Source organism: Streptococcus sp. 477 (assembly GCF_013277295.1).
Classification (GTDB): domain Bacteria; phylum Bacillota; class Bacilli; order Lactobacillales; family Streptococcaceae; genus Streptococcus; species Streptococcus pseudopneumoniae.
Window position 1 is genome coordinate 1 of the sequence record NZ_VMMQ01000049.1, and the last position, 4,756, is coordinate 4,756.

The 4,756-nt window shown below is 40.2% G+C and carries 1 protein-coding gene; it reads right to left on the reverse strand.

Features of this window, described 5'->3' with window-relative positions; translation table 11 throughout:
* Positions 1-195: 195 nt before the first annotated feature.
* Positions 196-4,581, reverse strand: a complete 4,386-nt coding sequence (locus HT691_RS06550) for a YPDG domain-containing protein (RefSeq protein WP_172925306.1) — start codon at positions 4,579-4,581, stop codon at positions 196-198.
* Positions 4,582-4,756 lie beyond the last annotated feature (175 nt).

The window sequence follows — 4,756 nt, forward strand, 5'->3', positions numbered from 1 at the left end:
TTCGTTATTGGGCGGTTACGTTACTACGTTACTTACGTTACACTACAGTTGACAAAGAGCCATTTAAAAAGCGAACAATTCTAAAATTGTTCGCTTTTTATCTAATGTACTCGATTCCTAAAATAATCAGCAGAATTAATAGGGCTCATTTTTAAAATACAGAAGAATGTATATCAGCTTGACTAAACTTTTATTTTAGTCTTCTTTTTTCTTTCTAAACGCAAATCCGAGTCCACTTAGCATACCAAGAAGTCCTAGAGAAGCAAGAGTCGCATTTGATTCTGTTCCTGTATTTGGCAATACATTATGTGATTTACTTGGCTGTTCCGTAGAGACTGTTACCTTAGCTGGTGTTGTTACATTAGGAACTTCCACAGCTGCTTTACCTGGTTCTGTAATCTTAGCATTACCTACAACCGTAGTATCTGGTAATTGATCATTTGGAACCTTAGCTGAACCATCTGCTCCAATCGTCACTTTAATTGGACGACCATCCTTACCTGGAAGTTCTACGATTGTTCCTTCTGGATAAGTTGAGCCATCTGGTTTCTTAGGTGTTACTGTAACGTCACCTGTAGTAGGATCTTGTGACAACTCTACTGTTGGTGTCTTACGAGCTGGTGTTGTTACATCCACTGGTTGTGATGGTTTCTTGTTCGGTTCGGTTACTTTACCTGTACCTGGAACTTTTGTCTTAGGAAGGTTATCATTTGGCACTTCACCTGAACCATTGTCGCCAATTGTGACTGTGATTGTTGTTCCATTTTCACCTGGAATTTCTACCTTAGTTCCTCGTGGGTATGTTGAGCCATCTGGTTTCTTAGGTGTTACAATCGCATTTCCATTTGGTTGTTGAGTAATTTCAATCTTACCTGGTTTTTCAGTTTCTGGTGTTGCTGGTGTTACCTTAGCTGGTGTTGTTACCGTTACTTTGACTGGAACTTCTTCTTTCGAGCCATCTGGATAGGTTACCGTTACTTTGCCGGTAATCTTGTCTCCTGGTTTAGCTTCTTTTGGAATTGTGACAGTAACTTTTCCATCTTTATCTACTGTGATAACTCCTGGTTGGTCACTTTCGAAGGTTGTTCCTGTTGGAATTTTCTTACCATTCTCTTCTGTTAATGGAATTTCCACCTTAGTTCCTGGTTTGCCATTTCCATCTTCGTATTTCGGTGTGTAGATATCTTTATCTTGTTCACCTACTGTAACCGTTACTGGAACTTCTTCTTTCGAGCCATCTGGATAGGTTACCGTTACTTTGCCGGTAATCTTGTCTCCTGGGTTCTTATCTGCTGGAATTGTGACAGTGACTTTACCATCTTTATCTACTGTGATTCCTGGTGTTCCACTTTCGAAGGTTGTTCCTGTTGGAATTTTTTTACCATTCTCTTCTGTTAATGGAATTTTCACTTCAGTTCCTGGTTTGCCATTTCCATCTTCGTATTTCGGTGTGTAATCATCTTTATCTTGATTTGTTACCGTTACTTTGACTGGGACTTCTTCTTCTGATCCATCTGGATATCTTACTAGAACTTTTCCTGTTATTTCATCACCTGGTTTTTTATCTTTTGGAATTGTTACGGTTACTTTTCCTTTGTCATCTACTGTGACTACTCCTGGTGTTAAGCTTGTGTATGTTGTGCCTGATGGAATGGTTTTTCCGTTCGCTTCTGTTAATGGGATGTCTACTGATGCTCCTGGTTTACCACTACCATCATTGTACTTCGGTGTGTAATCATCTTTATTTGGACGTCCTACAACTACTGGAATATTTACTGTATCATGTGAACCATCTGGGTATGTTACTTTCACTACCGCATTTCCTACATTACCTGATGTATTTGTTGACGGTTTACTTTGTACCGTTAAAGTTCCTGGAGCAAAGTTTTGTACTTTTGCCTTCACTTCATCATCCGTAATGTTATGGTTATACGGAACTGTTAATGTTTCTCCTGTCGGATTATATTTGCTAGCTTGCTCTTCAACAGTGATTCTTATTGTTTTTTCTGAAGAATTATTATTTTTATCATATGCTTTAATTTTTACAGTATAGAATCCTGTCGCAGCATTCGTAGTCCCTGTAATCTTGCCATTTTCATATTTTAATCCTTGTGGTAAATTGCTTACCTCTATTGGATTATTATCACGCAAGCCAACACCACCTGTATTATCTACAGCTGTTACAGGGATTGGAGTAATTGGTTCGTTTTTAGTTACTGTAGCATCTGCTGCTGTAATGGTTGGCCCCGTCTTATCCCCAGCTGTGACAGTGAAAGTAAATGTTACCGGATTTGCTTTATTACCTGCTTCATCAGTAGCCTTGAAGGTAAATGTATGTGTTTTACCAACATCTTCTGGTAGGGCTTTAAGGGTGATTTTTCTGATTTGTTTAGTATCTGTACTTCCTTGTGATTCTACAAATGCTTGCGCTGTAGTAAGCCTGTTACTATATTTTGGTTGGGTTATAAAATCACTAACATCCAGCTTAGCCTTCTTATCATCTGTTGCTGTAACTGTAAATGTTACCCATTCACCTTCTGTTACCGTTTGGCTTGCTGGTGTGATGGTCAAGGTTGGGGCTTGTGTGTCTGGTGCTTCTGTCGGTGTTACAGCGTCACTTCGTTCTGACTTCACCTCTCCACCATTGTTAACAATGGTTTCAGCTGTAATAGAGTTTCCTGGTAGAGCTTCTGTAACTGTAACGGTTGCAGTCTCTCCATTAGTTGTTCCAGTTCCAATAACTCTATCACCATCGTAAAGCTTAACTGTTGAACCCTTTGGCACTCCACTTCCAACATTAACCGTAATTTGTTGATTTGTTAAGCCTTTTTTGTTCTCTAAACTTGTTGTAATAGTCGGTTTTTTAGGTTTAACGTTTAATGTAACTGTTCCATCTGAACCTGAGTTGGTATTTTCTGATGATGAACCATCTTTGTAGGTAGCGATTACTTTATAAGTAAAGACTCCAGCTTGATCTGTACTTGGTTTACGATCATCTTGCCAGTTCCAATTCATTCCTGATGGGAAGTTTTTACCACTTTTTGAAGTGACATACTTATCAGCTACAGGGTTATCTGTATTTGGAAGACTATCTCCCACCGTTTTGGTATGTGAACTACCTTTGATAGGGTAGGTTTCTGCGTCTGTGGTCGTCTGCAGTCTGGCACCTCCTGCTCCCATAATATATGACTGATGAGTAGTTGTTCCGAAAGTTGTTGTAGCTGCATAAACACGACCGTATCTCATTGCCTCATCAGCAGTCACAGAGTTTTTAAGTTTAATCTTCGCATGCATATGAACAGCATAAGGAGCACTTTCATTTGCAGCTACGATTCCCAAATAGTACGATGCTCCTGGATACTTACCTTCTGTATTTTTTGTAAGAGTATTTAGGAAAGAATCGTATCTGTTATTCTTAAATACAGCCCATCTCTGAGAATCTCTAGTTACTCCAGAAGACGGGTCATAGAAAGTTCTACCATCATTGTTAAAAATATTATAGTGTTGTACCCACGGATTATCAATTCGGGCTGTGTTTCCATATTGTTGAAATCCGGCATTCCCATCAGAAAGCCTTCTTCCACCTTGTTTCTGGTATCGTGTGAAACTCAAGTCTTTTACTGTGTTAGAAGAATCCATGATGTTAAAAGGAGCTTGGAAATAATACTGTTGCTGATACGAATGATTTGTCATTCTATTTCCATCGTTATTGAAGAAGACATCGTAGACCATCCATTTACCTTCATTGTCTTCCTGATATCTTGCACGGATTACTGTCTTATCCCTAGTAAAATCTTCATCATTATTTCTTGTATTTTTACCTTCGTTAGTAGATGGGTCAACAGAAGCAAAGTATCTGACATCAGACAAAGCACCTTCGTTAACAGTACCCGGGATAGATTCCAGAGCCCTCTTAGATCTTCTAGATCTCTTAGGTTTATCTTCTGCTCCAGATGCAGAAGCAGCCCTGTCTGACCCCTCCTCCTTATGGTCGCTCCTTTCAGAAGAGGCATTTTTATCCGCTGATTCACTTCCCTGCGGCTGACTTTCTTCTTTAGAAGAACTTGATAAGACTGCCAAGTCTTTTTCCAACTTCTCAGCAAGACTGTCAAGCTCCCCTTGACCTGCATCAGCACGAGCTAATAATTCTTGCCCTTTTTGAAGTCGCTCCTTAATAGGACTTACAACTGAAGGATCGTGCTTCGAGTCGGTAGAAAGCAGAGCACTTACCTCTTCCACTAGCTTGCTCAAACGGCTGCTATCAACTGTAGCAGCTTTCTCTTCAGCAGGTTGAGCTTCTTTATTTGCTGAAGGCTCACTGGCTACTTCAGCTTGATTTTCATCCCTTGCCTGCCCTGCTTCAGACGACTGCTCCCCATCTTTCGGGCTAGCTAGACCAGTAGTCGATGACGACGTGTTTTGGCTTGGGCTATCTGCACTCACGACATTGGCCCCCATAAACATAAGAGCCGCAACCGCAACAGAAGCTGCACCAAAGCTATATTTACGAATAGAGAAGCGCAAGACTTTTTCGCGTTGATGGCGCTTTACCCTACTGAGTGAATTCGATTTATCTTCCATGTTACCTCCTTAAGAAGACTAATGATATAATAAAAAATAAGTTTCCCAACTCCCACTCTTTCAGAGAGTGAAGCTAGAAACAGCACCGTGATTCTTACTAGTGAGTAAATGATAGGAGATGATACGAGGTCACCCTTAAGCCTCAAGTAACTATAATATCACAGCTATCACAGCT

Coding starts and splice junctions, on each gene's coding strand:
- HT691_RS06550 (WP_172925306.1), bottom strand. CDS start 4,581: ATGGAAGATAAATCGAATTCACTCAGTAGGGTAAAGCGCCATCAACGC.